Raw genomic sequence first — 13,639 nt, 5'->3', positions numbered from 1 at the left:
GATCCTGCCCTGGAGGAAAAGGTACAGCGCTTCCTGGAATTGGTCGAAGACCCGCAAGTTCGTGCATGGCTGCTGAATGCGAAATCGGCCAAGGAAACGACAACACCCCCAGTCGTGGTGGACAAACCGGTCTCCTATGCGAGTTTCGCGACAACCTTTCGGGCACATGTCGCGCTCCTTGTTGAAGGCATGCAGGCATTCCCGGCAGAATTCGGCAAAGCCGCGGCGGTCCTGCAAAACGAAATCGACACCAGCATCGGGATACGCCCAGTCTACTTCGTGATCGCATTCGTCGCTGCCGGTCTGGCTGCCCAATGGTGCTTCTGGTGGTTGAGCGCGGGCTGGCGCGCCTGGATTGCCTCCCTGCGGGTATTGACCGTGCGCGAGAAGCTCATCGCGATTTCCGTCAGACTGCTTTGGGCAATCTGCTCCATATTGGCCTTCGCGCTTGGCAGTATCGGCTTTTTCCTGGCATTCGAATGGCCACCGCTGATCCGCGAGATCATCGTCGGCTACCTTTTCGCGGTGGTGATCTTCCGGCTCGCAAGGGCCTCTTTCGATTTTCTCCTTGCACCGCCCGGATCGGGTGGTTTTGCCCATGCGGAACGCTTCCGCGTTGTCCCCGTCAGCGATCAGTCGGCCGCCCATTGGACTAAACGACTTGGCTATATCGTTGGCTGGTACGCATTCGGGTCAATCACCGTTTACCTTCTCCGGGCGCTTGGCTTTGCCGAACCGTCCCTGCACGTCGCGGCCTATGCGCTTGGGATCGTTCTTCTCATTCTCGGTATCGAAGCGATCTGGAATCGGCCGGAAGCCATGCCATCCGTTGGTGAGGCGACCCGCTTTGGCCGTATCGGCATGCGTGCACGCAACTGGCTTTGGTCGGTCTACTTCGTTTCGCTCTGGCTTCTCTGGGTTGTCGGAATGATGAAGCCGTTCTGGATTGCCGTTGTCGCGGCAGCGCTCCCCGGCGCAATCGCCCTGACACGGGCTTCTGTCGACAATCTTCTCAGAAACAATATTGTCGAAACCGGTGCCGACCCAGACTCACCTTACAATGTCGGTACTCAACCCGACACCGCCCTCCCTACAGCAATTGAGGTTCAGCCCGGCTCAGATACTCTGCCGGATGGATCTGTCATCGCCAATCCCGATACTGAAGCCGTCGTCGTGGTCCAGAGCAAACCGGGCGTCATCTCGGTCATGGTCGAACGCGGCATACGCGCTGCGCTCATCGTCGGGGCAATCCTTTTCCTGGCTGACGTGCTCGAGATCAATCTGACCGGAATTACCGAGCAGGATTCGGCGGCGCGACGATTGATGCGCGGGGCCTTGAGCGCCGGCATTATTCTGCTGGTGATCGACCTTGTCTGGAATATCGTGAAAGTGCTGATCGACCGGAAGCTTGGCGAAACCGAACTCGCGCATGCGCATGGCAGCGAACGCGAACGACGGCGTGCCCGCATCCGGACGCTTCTACCCATTCTCAAGAATGTGCTGATGATTTTGTTCGTGGCAGTCGCCATCATGATGGCTTTGTCAGCGCTGGGCGTCGAGATCGCGCCTCTTATCGCAGGCGCCGGCGTGGTCGGCGTCGCCATCGGTTTTGGCGCGCAGACGGTCGTCAAGGACATCATCAGCGGCATGTTCTACCTGCTCGACGACGCCTTCCGGGTCGGCGAATATATATCGAGCGGGTCCTACAAGGGCACTGTCGAATCGTTCAGCCTGAGATCGGTGAAGCTTCGCCATCATCGCGGCGCGATCTACATCGTTCCGTTCAGCGAGCTCGGCGCCGTCCAGAATCTCAGCCGCGACTGGGTGGTCGAGAAGCTGACGGTAACGGTCGGCTACGATACCGACGTCGACAAGGCGCGCAAGATCATCAAGAAAATCGGGCAGGAACTGCTCGCCGATCCGGAGCTTGCGCCGATCACCATCGAACCGCTTAAGATGCAGGGCATCGACAGCATGGGCGATTCAGGCCTGATCCTCCGGATGAAATTCACCACGATTCCCGGTGAACAATTCACGCTCAAGCGACGCGCCCTGATGCGGATCAACCAGGCGTTTCACGACAACAACATCAAGCCTGCGTTCCCGACGGTGCAGGTCGCAGGGGGAAAGCAATGGCAACATCGCGGCCGCAGCCCAGCAGGCGTTGGCAAAGCACAAAGAAACGCTCAACGCAAACGGATGATTGGAGACCACTTGGTTGCCTTGCTGACGACGGGCAGGGCAAAACACCCTATGCTCATCCATGCCGAGGTGTGCGGCGGCAAGGAGGCAGCCAAGCTGAAGACCAGTTTCCATAACAAGTTCATAAGCGCGGACGGCCTCCATTGGGTTATAGAACGGCGGCCCGCCTGTCGAACGAGGCGTCAAAGGCTGGCTATGGCAGAATCTCATGTTCTATTATGCCGGAGATGACCTCCCGCGTGCGAAAAAATTTGCGAGAGTCAATGGGATGCTGCGCCTCGCACCCGGTGTGAAGCGCGATCTCGGTCTCACCGAGCCCTGAACATCGAATATAGCGCCGTTTGTTACCCCGGGCCGGCCGGCCGGCTAATGCGGCATGAAAACAAGATTGTAACTTGTTGAAAAGATTGGTGCCGCTTAGAGGACTCGAACCTCTGACCCCATCATTACGAATGACAAGGCGCTAGTTTCCGCTTGTATCCCTATCATTCCGGCAGTATCATAAAGTCCGCAAAATAAGCGTTTCTGGCACTATTATCGTTCCCTGCGTTTCCGTATGTTGGAATTTTAGGTGGCGACCCGGTGGCGACCTGGCTTTAGGACTGAGATGGTAGGCTTGAAAATCACAAAACGAACGGTTGACGGGGCAGAGCCACGAGCTGCGCGTTACACCTTGTTCGATACTGACGTGAAGGGCTTCGGCCTTCGCGTCTATCCAACCGGGCAAAAGACCTATGTCTTCGAATACAGGCCTGGAGCCGGTGGGCGTTCTGAAGCCAAGAAGCGCGTGACGATCGGCAGCGCCACTGAGTTCACCCCTGACGAGGCGCGCAAGCGAGCAGATACTCTGCGTTCGAGGGTGAAGGTTGGCGAAGACCCGCAAGCAGATAAAGCCAGAGCGCGAGAGGCGCTCACTGTTGAAGAGCTTTCAAAAGATTTCATCAAACATCACGTCAAGGCCAAACGCTCAGCAAACACAGCTTCAGCATACGAGGAAATCATCACGCGTCACATCATACCGCGATTGGGAAAGATGAAAGCCGTGGACGTGAAGGCCGCGAACGTTGCCAAGCTCCATTATGATATGCGGGCCACCCCTCCATGGCGAACAAGACAACGGCAATCATCAGCTCGATGTTCAGTTTCGGCATGAAAATGGGCCTAATTCCTAGAGGGCAGGGGCCGACCACTGACATTGAGAAGTACGATGAGGAGGGCGTCGAGCGCTATCTTTCGACTGCTGAACTTGAGAGGCTTGGCACATCGATCCGGTTGGCAGAAACCACGGGCCTGCCGTGGCATATCGATCCAAACAAGAAAGCAAAACACGTTCCCAAGGAGAACCGCGAGACCGTCATTGGGGAACACGCCGCTGCAGCACTTCGCCTCCTCATATTCACGGGCGCCCGACTGCGTGAAATCCTTCATCTTGAATGGTCGCATGTTGACCTGGAGCGCGGGCTGCTACTGCTGCCCAAATCCAAGACAGGAAAGAAGACCATCGTTCTCAATGCTCCCGCAATGGAGTTGCTGGCGAATCTTACCCGGATCGGCAAATTTGTTATCGCCAGCGATAGTGCCGGAACAGATGAGGAAAAGCCGCGCGCCGACCTGAAGCGCCCTTGGGAGGCTGTTCGCCGGCACGCCAACCTGACTGACGTGCGTTTGCACGACCTTCGGCATAACTTTGCAAGCTTTGGTGCCGGCGGCGGGATGGGGCTGCCTATCATCGGAAAGCTTCTTGGTCACACTCAAGCATCTACGACGCAACGGTACGCCCATCTCGACGCTGATCCGGTGAGATTTGCATCAAACGCTATCGGCTCTCGGATAATGGACGCCATGGGCGGGCGCATTGAGAAAAAGGAAAACGTTGTCCTGATCAAAAAGGGCAACGTTTAGAATTTCAAATCCGCAGGGATAGGACGGCCATCCGACAAGCTGGGCAGCACCCCCGGTTTCCCTGCGGCCAAACAGGTGCACCACGCAAGGTGCTGCACAATGGAAATAAGCAACGACGACTTGAATGAACGCGGAAGGTTTTGGAACAGCAGTAGAAATTGGCCTCGGAACGCAAAAGGCTACATTTTCCTGGCTCGCGCCGTACTAGAAGCGGCACCCTATATTGTCGAGGATTGGAGTGACAGCGATCCAATTGTATTAGGGCTCTTCTCTCCTAAACCCGAACACAAGGCCTCGGAAGCGTGGGGTCGATGGAAAAAGGTGATCGACGCATTTCGAGACGCCATCGCGGACGAAGAACTAGAATTCGCGCTTGTAAAGTTGGATGGCGGAGATTTCGTCCAACAACACAGCCCCCAAAATTCTCGGTTTCGGGGGCCAAAGGCTAGTGATTGGAACGTAGACAGCGCAGACTTTCGATTTGCGCTTTGCCGGATGAATCTTACCGATCCGCTTCGGAAAACTGTTGGAATGAGAGGCGGGCGGGGTGGCTTTGATCCAACAGGTGACCATCGCATTTATCTTGTACAAGCTTCGTTCAATAAGTTTCTCGCAAAGTTGCAAGAGCCGGCTACCGCACCCACGCCAAAGGCAACCGAGGGGGCACAACGCTGCTAATTTCCGAATATTTACACGTCCTTCTTTCAACACTTCAGCGCCTGAATCTGGAAGCCGCTAACCTTCCCAAAAAGAAGCCATGATCGTGGAAATTAAGTCGGATTGGCAGCGTCTCTATCCGGCGTTGCCTTTCTCCGAGACGCAAGCTGAGCGTATGGCCACCATTTGTCGGACCGCAGAAAGCCAGAAAGGAAGAGCCGCCAAAGCTAATGGGGATGACCCATATAAAGCAATAAATTTCAATTGGTTAAGTGATGGGTCAACCCCTTAATTTGCAAGCCAAAACCCTTTGCGTCATGGGCATATCTGGATAGGCTAGCAACACGTATTGTCTCATGTTTCCTCTCACCGGAGCGACGTTCCGGGTTCACTATGAGGAAATCATATGACCACCAATCTTACTGCCGAACGCCCAAAAATGCGGACCGCCGCCGCCGCCATTTACACCGGAGCTTCCGCTTCGACGCTGAACAAACTTCGCCTGACTGGTGGTGGCCCCGCCTACATCAAGTTGGGCAAGACAGTCGTCTACGATCCGGCCGACCTCGATGCTTGGCTCTCGTCCAAGCGCCGCCGCTCCACCTCTGTAGCAGCGTGAGGTGCGAACATGACCCAAATGAAAAACCCCGCCGCAGGTAGCGGCAGGGCTCTGAAAATCGATGATCTTGGCAGGTCCGTCGATACTCAGAAGCTTATCGAAATCCACCCTGAACTTCAATCGGAAAAACTGGCAGCTCGCACTATCATGCGCCGCTTCCGCGTTTCGTATTATCACGCGATAACCATCTGCAATCTCGCAGGGATTGGCGGTTCGGTATGATTGCTGAACCCGAAAAGAAGATCACCCGGCAAGAGAAGTGGGGAAAGCCAACCCACAAGCCCGCTGGGCTCATATGGCCCTGCGGTCAGCTTTGCGGCGCGGCCTTGTCGAGAAGCAGCCGTGCGAACGTTGCGGCTGCGAGCACAGCGAGGCGCATCACGACGACTATGACCGTCCCATGGACGTTCGCTGGCTTTGCCGCCCGCATCACAAGGAAGAGCATCGCGGCCTGAAGTTGCACGACGGGGGCGCCGAATGATCCCAAATGCCCCCGCAACGACCAAAACAATCCAGCAAGCCGCTGAATGGCTCGCTGGTCAGCAGGAGCCACCCGCTAGGGTGGTTCCGACCCTGCAGCGCATGTTTACTCTTTCCATAAAGGAAGCCTGTGACGCGTGCGCCTTGGCCCAACATCTGCGTGATCAACGGAGGGCCGGCCCATGAGAGACTTCTCAAAGGTCTCCCCCTTTTCTGGCGTGATAGGCGGTTCTGCCGGCTTGAATCGTCGGACGCAAAATTGGCGATGCTCTATTTCGTCACTTGCGAGCACCAGAACAGCGCGGGTTGCTATCGTTTGCCCGATGGCTATGCCGCTTCGGATCTTGGTTGGGATGCCGGCCGATACGAGAAGGCCCGCGCTGCTGTGGTCGATGCCGGGCTGATCGTCTTCGATATCGAGACGAGCGAGATTTTCATAACCGGCTGGTTTGAAACCAATCCTGCGATGAACCCGAAGCACGCTCAGGCCGTGGAGCGGCGAATTTCTGCACTCGAAAGCGATGTTATCCGAGAGGTGGCCGAAGAGGATTTCCTCAAATCTGAGGAGATCAGAGCATCTCGCCCTCCCAAGCCGGAGAAGCCGCAGTTGCACGCTGTAGGCAGCCGGCTAGCTGAATCCTCTTACCTGAATAGGAGAGGCCAATGATACCGTATCGAGACCGTATCGAGACCCTATCGATATACAAGAGACAGGAGACCGAGACAGGAGACCAGACCGGAGAGGAGACCGAGACCAAAACCAGACAGAGACAAAACCTGAGAGCCCTCTTTTCGAAAGCCGAAAAAGTGATCGTGCGAAGAACCGAAACTCTTTGCCGAGCGGTAAAGTCCGATGGGCTTTTGAGAGGGAGAAATCGGAAAACCCGAGAACCCCTCCACAGCAGGGAAAGCGGCAATCTTCGCTCGACAAGCAATTCGCAAATGGCATTCACGTCTTCACCGATGGCGCATGTTATCCGAACCCTGGGCCCGGCGGGTGGTCGTTCGTGGTCTATGTCGAAGGCCACGAGGTCTACTCTGAGACTGGTTTTCACCGGCGTACCACGAATAACCGCATGGAGCTGGGCGCGGTTCTCGCCGCACTCGGTTGGCTGGTCTCTCGCCCCGACCTGTCACGCGCCAACCTGCACTCTGATAGCTCCTACGCCGTCAATGGCTGCAACGAATGGCGAAAGGGATGGAAGGCGAAGGGTTGGCGTAAAGGCGCGACGGAAATCCCAAACGCCGATCTGTGGAAGAGCCTGGACGAGGCTTTAACAGCCTACCCTATTCGTTTGAACTGGATACGCGGTCATTCCGGCATCACAGGCAACGAGCGTGCCGATCGTCTTGCATCAGTTGCTATCTATGAGCAGCGAGGTATCAGCTCATGAGCGCTCATTCTTTCGACCGCGTTGAGGTCCTGATCGGCATCATGGACGCCATCTTTCGAACCGACAAAACCGGGAAATATGATCTTGTGCCAATCTACAAAGAAAGGGCTAGAGTCTTAGTGGAGGTCGTAGATAACGTCGGCAACCGCCAGAGTATCTGGGACGGTGAAGATATGATCAAGGCGCTCCACGAGGCACGGGAAATCGGCCAGGCATACGGCCTCCCTGTCATAGACCTCACCGGTAAGGGGGATGCCAATGACATTGGTTCCCGTCCCAATCTTCTCAGCAGCGGAAGCGATCGATATCCCCGGCGCCATATCGACCCATGGGATTTCCCGCGATACCCTGAAGCGCCTCGATGCTCAATATCGGATATTCATCCGGTCAAATGCCGGTGCAAAAATCTTCATGAACAAGGTTGCGCTCTTCTTCGCCAAAAATGGTGATCCCGAGGCGCTAGAGGCAATACGGGCAGGAGATTACGAGCACCCCCGCGTCGTCAACGCCTATCGCGTCATGGGCATAAAAAAACCGACCGATTTCTAAACAGAACCACAAGTTTGCTTAGGTTTGCACAATACCCAAGCCACTGGAAACGTGTCAGATTCCTGGCAGAAAGGAGATATTTCCATGCTTCAGAAAACAGCAGATCGGCCCGCGACATTGGCCCTGGGCACAAGCCGGGTGACAACAACATTTCGTGACGCTCTCGATGATGCGGCGAACCGCTCCGGCATATCCACCCACGAGTTTGTCTTACGTGCTGCCGCTGAAAAGCTTCAGGCGTCGGGCCGACATTTTTCCGGGCTGTTTAGTCCTGGCGACGTGAACGCGGCACGATAACGAGGGATATGGTGATGGGACTTTTCGACGGCAAGTTTGGCGGCTTCCTGCAAAACAATTCCGACACGTTGCTTCAGACTGGCATCGGGCTTATCGGCGGGAGGAATGCCAGCGAACAGGCAGCGATGGGGTTGCAGGGGTTTGCCCAGGGTCGGAGCAAAAACAGGACCCTCAACTTCTTGAAACAGATGAACCCCGAGCTGGCGCAGGCTGTCGAGGCTGGTGCTCTATCTCCCCTTGAGGCCTACAAAACGCACTTGGAGGCACAGAAGCCAGCAAAGCCGAACCGATCCTTCCAGACACTCCCGGACGGCACTTATGGTTTTGCCGACAACAATGCGGGCACGTTCAACCCTCTCGGCCAGGCGGCGAAACCTGCCGGCGCTGGGAACGATTCGGAATACGGTCTCAATCCTCAATACGGTGTCGATGCCCAGGGAAACCCGGTCATCCTGCAATTGAGCAAGGGCGGCACATCGAAGCAGACGGCGCTTCCTGACGGAATTACTCTTTCGAAGGAGCCGATCAAGTTTGATGCAGGGACGCATTTTGTTCTTCTCGACCCAATTACACGTCAGCCTATCGGGCAAATTCCGAAAGATCTGGCCGGGGCGAAATTTCAGACTGACATGGGCGCATCGCAGGCAGAGGCAACCACGGCACTGCCGGGGGCGAAGGCGTCGGCGGCAAGTATTGCCAAAAAGGTTACCAGCCTGATCGAAGATCCATATCTCGATAGGATGATCGGGCCTTTTGATTCTCGTATTCCGACTTATTCGGCTGATGGCGCTCGTGTGCAAAGCAAAATTGATCAGCTTAAAGGCGATGCATTTTTGGAGGCCCGGCAGATGCTCAAGGGTGGCGGTGCTATCACCGACTTTGAAGGCAAGAAGGCCGAAGCGGCAATCGTCCGCATGAACGAGGCACAGAATGAAACCGATTTTAAGGAAGCGCTTAGAGAGTTCAATGATGCCGTCCAAGCAGGCGCTGCTAAACTACAGGCACAGGCAGGCGGCAACCGCGCAGCGCCCTCCGGGGCTGATCCTCTGGGAATTCGCTAATGGCCTCTCTCGCAGAAATCCGTCAGCAGTACCCGCAATACGAAGACATGAGCGATGAAGCTCTTGCGGGGGCACTGCATGCCAAGTTCTACTCCGACATGCCGGAAGACGAGTTTCGCTCCAAAATCGGGCTTCGATCCGGAAATGGGACCGAACAGGTACCCGGAGGCGATGGCCTCGCTCTCAACGCTACTGCTGGCTTGAACAACGCGATCTACTCCACACTTGGTGCGCCCGTCGATCTGGCACGCGGAGCGATTAATCTCGGTGCACGCGGCATCAACGCCGTGGCAGGCACCGACATTTCGCCCATCCCGTCCGATAGTTTCGGCGGTTCGGAGTCGATCTCCGGAATGTTCGGAGCCGTTGGCGTTCCGGAGCCGAAAGATATCATGGCCGCAACGACTGGCGAGCGGATCGCGCGTGGAATGGGTGAAGGCGTCGGCTACGCTGTCGCGCCGGAAGCCGCATTTTCGGGTCTGGCCCGTGCGGGGGCGATGTCTCCCCGGTTTGCTGAGATTGGCGGGCGTCTGTTTGGGACTGGTGCAAGCGTTGGGCAAGTTGCTGGGAACGCTGTCGTCGGGGGCGCATCTGGCATTGGTGCCTCCGCTGCGATGGAAGCTGTACCAGAAGAATGGAAGCCAATTGCGGGCATTGCGGGCGGCATGGGTGGCGGTTTCGCAGGCGCACTTGCTGCGACCACTCCGCAGTTCGCTCGCGCTGCTGGACGGGCTGTGGGCGAGTTTGCTGCCCCTTTGACCAAGTCCGGACGCGAAAGCCTTGCCGCCGCCCAAATTCGCGACAATGCGACCGATCCGCAAGCCGTGCGCATGGCCTTGGAAGACCTGCCCGCCGACCTCGTTAGCGGTTCATCGCCAACCACGTTCCAGCTCACGGGCGATATGGGCTTGGGCGGCCTTGAAAGAGGAGCCCAAACTCGCAGGCCGGAAATCTTCAATCAGCGTCGCGCTGATCAGAACAACGCCCGTGTATCGGCTCTTGGTGGCGTCCAGGCTGAAGGCGCACCGGAAAAGTTGCGCAGTCCGCCCGTGCCGTAATCCAGGCCGTCGAGCAGCGCGCCGAACAGGCATTCGAGGCTGCCACTTCCAGAGCCCGGCAGAGCACCGAGGCAGTCGGTCGTGGCGCATCACCCGAAGTGGTTGGTGACGACATGCGCACCAGCCTTGAGGAAGCCCGCAAGGCGGCAAAGGAGACCGAGCGCCAGTTGTGGAGCGCGGTTGATCCGGACGGCTCCCTTGCCCTCCCTGCAGCCAACGCGCGTAAGCAGGTTGCCGATATCCTTGCAGACATGCCGAAGACGGCCAAGCCGCCCACTGGTGAAGAGGCCGCGATCTATCAGGTCTCGGGTCAGCTTGGCGATGTCGCGCCTTTCTCCGAAATCACCGCCCTGCAGAGCCGCGTCAAAACGGAGCTGCGGACAGAGCGTCTTGCCAATGGCGAGAGCGCCGCCTATCGTCGCCTTTCGCAACTCAACTCCGCCCTCTACGCTGATATTGAGGCCGCTGTTTCCGGCAAAATTCAGCAGCAGGTGGAAGCCGTTGCGCGTGGCGACATGGATTTCGAGCAGACCCTCCTTGCCAATATGCAGCGGATGGTTGACGGCTGGGTAGATGAACGACAAGGAAGCACAGCGCTTGCGAACGATGGAACACGCTCTGTCCCGTTTGGACAAGGTGGAGATTTTGCCGTTCCTAGCCAAGGCAGAACAGCAGGCCAGACAGGAAGGCAAGCTGGACGTCCTGCGGGCCGTTCGGGAGTACAGACAGCACTTCCTGAAGCAAACTTCGACGCCGGAGCTGCCGAGCGCCTGACGGCTGCCCAGCTTGCTACCCGCAGCCGCCTTGAAGCCTTCGACAACAAGACTCTCTCGCCTATCCGCCGCCGCCCTTCCACTGTGTCACCCTATGACATGGCGTCAGCGTCAGTTCCGCAGCGTATCTTCTCCTCGCGTGCCGGCAGCGCCGAGGCTATCGGTAAATTCCGCGCTGCCGTTGGTGACCGCGATGCTATGCGGCAGATTGAAGAATTCGCCGTTGATAGGGTGCGTAAGGCTGCCTTGCGTGATGACGGCACGCTAGACCCCGCAAAGCTGGAAAGCTGGCGTCGTGCCCATTCCGATGCGCTCAAAGCCCTCCCCCAACTCGACCGACGCCTGGCGGACGCCACGACGGCTGGACGCACCATGGCGGAAGTCGCATCCCAGCAGAAAGCTGTTGTTGATCAGGCCCGCCGCTCCCGCTTGGGGCAAATGATGAACCTGTCCGACCCCGGCGACGTCACACGGGCTATCGGCAGCATCTTCCAGCTTCAGGACCGCAACAACCAGATGGGACGGCTTGCGTCTGTCGTCGCCGGTGACCCGGAGGCTAAACAGGGTCTTCGGAAAGCCGTGGTCGATCACGTCATTAGCCGTTTCGTCGGCAACACGGAAGCTGCCACGACAGGACAGGCTACGATCAAGGCGGACCAGTTCCAGACCTTCATGAAAGAAAACAAACCTGCGCTTCGTCTGGCTGGTTTCTCGGATGATGAGATCAAACTCATGACCTCGGTCGCCAGTGATATTCAGCGCGCCAATCGGTCGCTTACAGCCGTCAAACTGCCCGGTGGCTCGAACACGGCGCAGGACTGGCAGAAGGTCAGAGAGGGCGACGCTCCAACGACGATACTTGGCCGCATCCTCATGGCGACCGCAGCGACGGGCGGCTTTGCATCGGGTGGCATCGGTGGCGGCATCGTGGGTGTTTTGGGAGCCAAGACGGCCGGCGCACTGCGTGAGTTCGGCATTGAAAGCGTCAACGACCTCGTTGCCGATGCGATGTTGAACCCAGGCCGCGCACGACTGCTCTTGTCGAAGTACCAGCCGCGTACAGCAAAGTCGGTCGGGGACATGCTGGCGAGGGTCTATCGCCGCTCGATAGTCCCCTCGGTCGCAGTGAGCCAGGGTTCCAGTAACGGCGACACGAAACGGCCCCTTGAAATCACCGTGCCGGTCCCGGCGAGATAAGGAGCGACCATGTCCAAGGCTCTCACGCTAGTTGATGTTATCCTCGGAGAGGCCGTGTCCGGGTCTCCGACCAAACGCTACGCCGACATGAAGGCTATCGCCTCAGTCATCGCCAACCGGGCACGGTCATTGGGTGTCACGCCGGAACAGGTTGTTTCAAATAGACGAGAGTTCAACGCCTACGGCAAAAGACTGCCTGCAGGGGTCGGCGCATACCGCAGCATGGCCCAACGGGCCCTCGATGACGTTGCGGCAAATGGCCCGATCCACAACGGCACCTTTTATGCCACCCCGTCAGCGTCTGGGAACCTGCCTAGAGGGTTGAAGCGGGAAACGGCGACCACAGGCCACATCTACTATTCCGATCCCCAAAATCGGGCAATCGGCACGTCTCTTGGGTACCGCCAGCCTCGGCAGGCTGAGACCGCTACGCAAGCCATCGCAGGTCTTCTTTCCCCAAGCGAACAGCCAGCTACGGTCAGCCAGCGCATGGGGTTATTAGAAGCCTGTTCCCCCGTTCAGGAAGAGCAGCCAGCGCCCCAATTCAGCGTTCCAACGCGGTCCGTTAAGACAACCTCCTATTATCGCCCCGAGCCGCAAGTCTCCCTCGATACCCTTCGTCAGCAAGAGCCCGCGCAACAGATGGGATTGCTTGGCAGTATGAACGCAATGCGCCCGGCGGCTGCGAATGGAACGGCGGTTGCCAACTTTACGCAGCCCTCAGCATCCGGCTTGCTGTCTCAGGACGTTGCCCATCAGCGCATGATTGACTCTCTCAATGCGCAGAAACAGCAAATGACGGGCGGTGGCGTCCTCCAAAAGACAGGCAGACTTCCACAGCAGGAAACCCCAGCGGGTCTGCTCTCCCAGGATGTTGCCCACCAAGGCCTGATCGATGGCCTCAACGCGCAGAAAAAGCAACTTGCCGCCGGGGTAAACCCAATGGCCGACAGGCCCGCATACCAGCAGCCATCGCAACAGCCCGTCCAGCAGCCTCAGGCGCAGCCGCAAGAGATGCAGCCAAGCTATGAACAGACCGCTTCCGTGGCGGGTCCGGCCGGCGTCGGCGGCCTTCTCTCTGCCCAGGAACAGCAGATGGTGGATGCGCAGCGGGCTTCCCTGTCTCAGCAGCCATTCAACCGCAACATAGGCCCACGCCTCGGAAACTTCGCAAAGGGCGCTCTTGGCGGCGTTGGTGGCGGGCTTCTCGGTAGCCTCGTGGGCGGTCCTATCGGCGGTCTTCTTGGCGCTGCCCTCGGTAAATCGCTGATGAACGGCAAGCTGAATACGCAACTTACAGGCTATCCGCAGGCTCCCAACTCTAAATCGCAGGGAGACGGCAAGGAGAACGACTATGGCCGGTCGGTGCGTGAGTCCTCTCGTCAATACGACAAGGCCGTAAGAACCGGAAGCGTGGGTTTGTACTAAGTTAGATGCGCAAGCGCCTGCC

General features: G+C 57.7%; 13 protein-coding genes and 1 pseudogene. 13 read left to right on the top strand and 1 reads right to left on the bottom strand.

Annotation, left to right across the window (positions count from 1 at the left end; genetic code table 11):
- Window positions 1-1,194: 1,194 nt before the first annotated feature.
- The 5 genes and pseudogenes from P6U16_RS08800 to P6U16_RS08780 form a co-directional block, all read left to right on the top strand.
- Window positions 1,195-2,203 (top strand): annotated as a pseudogene (locus P6U16_RS08800) (mechanosensitive ion channel family protein); the annotation flags it as partial.
- 615 nt (window positions 2,204-2,818) lie between these two features.
- Window positions 2,819-3,355 (top strand): integrase arm-type DNA-binding domain-containing protein, encoded by a 537-nt coding sequence (locus tag P6U16_RS08795; protein WP_277703425.1) that lies wholly within the window; start codon window positions 2,819-2,821, stop codon window positions 3,353-3,355.
- Window positions 3,304-4,104, top strand: a complete 801-nt coding sequence (locus P6U16_RS08790) for a site-specific integrase (protein ID WP_277703424.1) — start codon at window positions 3,304-3,306, stop codon at window positions 4,102-4,104. The genes P6U16_RS08795 and P6U16_RS08790 overlap by 52 nt, the downstream gene beginning before the upstream one ends.
- Window positions 4,105-5,167: 1,063 nt before the next feature.
- Entirely contained in the window at window positions 5,168-5,380 is a 213-nt protein-coding gene (locus P6U16_RS08785) for a DNA-binding protein (RefSeq protein ID WP_277703423.1), read from the top strand.
- A 9-nt stretch (window positions 5,381-5,389) separates the two neighbouring features.
- A complete protein-coding gene (locus P6U16_RS08780) occupies window positions 5,390-5,602 on the top strand; it encodes a hypothetical protein (RefSeq protein WP_277703422.1) in 213 nt (70 codons plus the stop codon).
- Between the two features lie 85 nt (window positions 5,603-5,687).
- On the opposite strand, the gene P6U16_RS28340 is transcribed toward P6U16_RS08780, so the two are convergent.
- Window positions 5,688-5,843: a hypothetical protein gene (locus tag P6U16_RS28340; protein ID WP_349017681.1), complete on the bottom strand. Its 156-nt coding sequence runs from the start codon at window positions 5,841-5,843 to the stop codon at window positions 5,688-5,690.
- Window positions 5,844-6,119: 276 nt separating this feature from the next.
- Between P6U16_RS28340 and P6U16_RS08770 the strand changes: the two genes are divergently transcribed.
- From P6U16_RS08770 to P6U16_RS08735, 8 genes are all read left to right on the top strand, one after another.
- On the top strand, window positions 6,120-6,527 hold the full coding sequence (locus tag P6U16_RS08770) for a hypothetical protein (RefSeq protein ID WP_277703420.1): 408 nt from the start codon (window positions 6,120-6,122) through the stop codon (window positions 6,525-6,527).
- Window positions 6,528-6,867: 340 nt separating this feature from the next.
- Complete coding sequence (locus P6U16_RS08765; protein ID WP_277703419.1) at window positions 6,868-7,254, top strand: ribonuclease H; 387 nt, start codon at window positions 6,868-6,870, stop codon at window positions 7,252-7,254.
- 258 nt (window positions 7,255-7,512) lie between these two features.
- The gene (locus P6U16_RS08760) at window positions 7,513-7,803 is read left to right on the top strand and encodes a hypothetical protein (protein WP_277703418.1); all 291 of its coding nucleotides are present in this window, start codon (window positions 7,513-7,515) and stop codon (window positions 7,801-7,803) included.
- A gap of 84 nt (window positions 7,804-7,887) precedes the next feature.
- On the top strand, window positions 7,888-8,100 hold the full coding sequence (locus P6U16_RS08755) for a hypothetical protein (protein ID WP_277703417.1): 213 nt from the start codon (window positions 7,888-7,890) through the stop codon (window positions 8,098-8,100).
- 14 nt (window positions 8,101-8,114) lie between these two features.
- Window positions 8,115-9,161 (top strand): hypothetical protein, encoded by a 1,047-nt coding sequence (locus tag P6U16_RS08750; protein ID WP_277703416.1) that lies wholly within the window; start codon window positions 8,115-8,117, stop codon window positions 9,159-9,161.
- The gene (locus P6U16_RS08745) at window positions 9,161-10,219 is read left to right on the top strand and encodes a hypothetical protein (RefSeq protein WP_277703415.1); all 1,059 of its coding nucleotides are present in this window, start codon (window positions 9,161-9,163) and stop codon (window positions 10,217-10,219) included. Before P6U16_RS08750 ends, P6U16_RS08745 begins: the two co-directional genes overlap by 1 nt.
- A gap of 113 nt (window positions 10,220-10,332) precedes the next feature.
- On the top strand, window positions 10,333-12,189 hold the full coding sequence (locus P6U16_RS08740; protein WP_277703414.1) for a hypothetical protein: 1,857 nt from the start codon (window positions 10,333-10,335) through the stop codon (window positions 12,187-12,189).
- Window positions 12,190-12,198: 9 nt separating this feature from the next.
- Window positions 12,199-13,617 (top strand): cell wall hydrolase, encoded by a 1,419-nt coding sequence (locus P6U16_RS08735; protein WP_277703413.1) that lies wholly within the window; start codon window positions 12,199-12,201, stop codon window positions 13,615-13,617.
- Window positions 13,618-13,639: the final 22 nt, after the last annotated feature.

It is taken from the genome of Rhizobium sp. 32-5/1, from assembly GCF_029537235.1.
In the GTDB taxonomy this organism is placed as follows: domain Bacteria; phylum Pseudomonadota; class Alphaproteobacteria; order Rhizobiales; family Rhizobiaceae; genus Pararhizobium.
This window is presented reverse-complemented; position numbering and strand designations above follow the sequence as displayed.

Bases quoted from the DNA above. Each gene is read 5' to 3' on its own strand.
- P6U16_RS08790 (WP_277703424.1), top strand. From the start codon at position 3,304: ATGGCGAACAAGACAACGGCAATCATCAGCTCGATGTTCAGTTTCGGC.
- P6U16_RS08785 (WP_277703423.1), top strand. From the start codon at position 5,168: ATGACCACCAATCTTACTGCCGAACGCCCAAAAATGCGGACCGCCGCC.
- P6U16_RS08780 (WP_277703422.1), top strand. From the start codon at position 5,390: ATGACCCAAATGAAAAACCCCGCCGCAGGTAGCGGCAGGGCTCTGAAA.
- P6U16_RS08760 (WP_277703418.1), top strand. From the start codon at position 7,513: ATGACATTGGTTCCCGTCCCAATCTTCTCAGCAGCGGAAGCGATCGAT.
- P6U16_RS08755 (WP_277703417.1), top strand. From the start codon at position 7,888: ATGCTTCAGAAAACAGCAGATCGGCCCGCGACATTGGCCCTGGGCACA.
- P6U16_RS08750 (WP_277703416.1), top strand. From the start codon at position 8,115: ATGGGACTTTTCGACGGCAAGTTTGGCGGCTTCCTGCAAAACAATTCC.
- P6U16_RS08745 (WP_277703415.1), top strand. From the start codon at position 9,161: ATGGCCTCTCTCGCAGAAATCCGTCAGCAGTACCCGCAATACGAAGAC.
- P6U16_RS08740 (WP_277703414.1), top strand. From the start codon at position 10,333: ATGCGCACCAGCCTTGAGGAAGCCCGCAAGGCGGCAAAGGAGACCGAG.
- P6U16_RS08735 (WP_277703413.1), top strand. From the start codon at position 12,199: ATGTCCAAGGCTCTCACGCTAGTTGATGTTATCCTCGGAGAGGCCGTG.